The 1,944-nt window shown below is 44.1% G+C and carries 2 protein-coding genes and 1 pseudogene; all 3 read left to right on the top strand.

Going from position 1 to position 1,944, the window contains the following annotated elements:
* The coding region (locus DW47_RS0113230; RefSeq protein ID WP_029686899.1) for a T6SS immunity protein Tli4 family protein at nucleotides 1-452 on the top strand (452 nt) is incomplete at its 5' end.
* Between the two features lie 40 nt (nucleotides 453-492).
* Nucleotides 493-1,623, top strand: coding sequence for a T6SS immunity protein Tli4 family protein (locus DW47_RS0113235; RefSeq protein WP_161606708.1), 1,131 nt, complete (start codon nucleotides 493-495; stop codon nucleotides 1,621-1,623).
* 40 nt (nucleotides 1,624-1,663) lie between these two features.
* Nucleotides 1,664-1,944 (top strand): annotated as a pseudogene (locus DW47_RS0113240) (T6SS immunity protein Tli4 family protein); the annotation flags it as partial.

Raw genomic sequence — 1,944 nt, forward strand, 5'->3', positions numbered from 1 at the left:
GCTCCTGTATCACCCATGCGTTTATTGCCAGCGACCCGACGGAAAAGGAGCGAGAAGATATCTCTGTTGGACTTGAAAGTCAGCGATTGGAACATATCCGAATTATCCTCTCCACTGACAACTTTACGCGTGAACACGACACAGTGTTGGATAGAGCCGGTGAGATAAAGAGTAACTTATACCGCGGCCGAGTGGAGAGAAAAGGGTCCTTTGATGTAAACGGTTTGCAGGCACAGGAATTACTCGCGACCGGTTTACAGGCATATCAGGATGAGCCTCGTTATAGCTTTAATATGTTTATCAATGAAATGACAGCTAGCTATAAAACTCCTAATTTCATTCTGACCTTAGAGAACGACTCTATGCCAGCGACCTCCTATAGCAAAGAGGAAATTATCGCTTTTTGGGACACCCTTAGCCGTAGCGTCCGTGTCCGTCCCGGAGCTTTTTGAACAGTCGAAAAGGGTGATGGATTACTAACAAGGTATCACAATGGATAAAATAATACGGAGAGGGATTGCTCTTGCTGTTTTTGTTGCGCTGGGATATGGGGGGTATCAATACTTTCGCCCTTATGCACCTTCTGCACAAAAACTGACATTATCACAGCAGGAAGCTATGAAAAAACTGAATTCCGAAATAAAACCTTATTGTGTCGGGCGTTATATGCTCGACCTGCCATCATCCTTTGTGGCCTATAATGATTCTGCGTCGTTGGAAAAAAATCGCTGGGCGGCGGTAATTTCTAGACCAGAGGATACATATAAAACTTATCTGGCGACAAAGAGGATGTATCCTCCGGGATTTAAGCAGTTAATTGTATTACGTAAAAAGGCGCTAAAAAATGGTTATACCCTGGATGCTCAGGATATGCCGTTCCTAAAAAAAGTTTGGTTATTGCCGAATGGAGTGGAGGGGGTGATTTTTGAAAGAAATGAAAACGAAGGTGTATCAGATGCAATGCGTATTCTTGAGGGCTATTTGTATACCAATGGTGTAGTTATAAAGTTTCAGAAGCAGACCATTAATGATTCTAGCCCTAGATATCTTGAACAGAGAGGAGAACGACCAGCTAGAAATTATGTCCCTAATGATGTTAGCCAGATGCAGTCGCTGATGGCAAGGATAAGCGGGAGGGAGAATGACGACATCCCGACAATACCAGGCTCCTGTATCACCCATGCGTTTATTGCCAGCGACCCGACGGCAAGGGAACGGGAGGATATTAACATAGGACTTATCAGTAATACTTTCGACAATATACGCATTGCGGTTTCCAATGATAACTTTACGCAGGAAGAAAACACTGTGCTGGATAGAATGGGGGAAATAAAAAGCAATATTTCCCGTTCGCGGGGAGGAATAGAAAGAAAAGGGGCGTTTAATGTTAATAGATTGCAGGCTCAAGAGTTTCTGGCTACAGGCTTACAGGAATACAATGATGAACCACGATATCAATTTGAAATGTATATCAATGAGATGACTGCCAGTTACCAGAGTCCGGGATTTATGCTGACCCTGGATAATCAACGTATGCCAGCGACCTCCTACAGCAAAGAGGAAATTATTACCTTTTGGGACACCCTTAGCCGTAGCGTCCGTGTCCGTCCAGGAGCTTTTTGACCGGTCGAAAAGGGTGATGGATTAATAATAAGGAACCGCGATGGATAAAATAAAACGGAGAGTGATTGCTCTTGCTGTTTTAGGTGCGCTGGGATATGGGGGGTATCAATATTTTCGCCCTTATGCGCCTTCGCCACAAAAACTGACGTTATCGCAGCAGGAAGCTATGAAAAAACTAAATTCCGAAATAAAACCCTATTGCGTCGGTCGCTATATGCTCGACCTGCCATCATCCTTTGTGGCCTATAATGACTCTGCGCCATTGGAGCAAAATCGCTGGGCGGCGGTAATTTCTAGGCCAGAAGATATGTATAAAACTTA

This window comes from Tatumella saanichensis (assembly GCF_000439375.1).
In the GTDB taxonomy this organism is placed as follows: Bacteria; Pseudomonadota; Gammaproteobacteria; order Enterobacterales; family Enterobacteriaceae; genus Tatumella; species Tatumella saanichensis.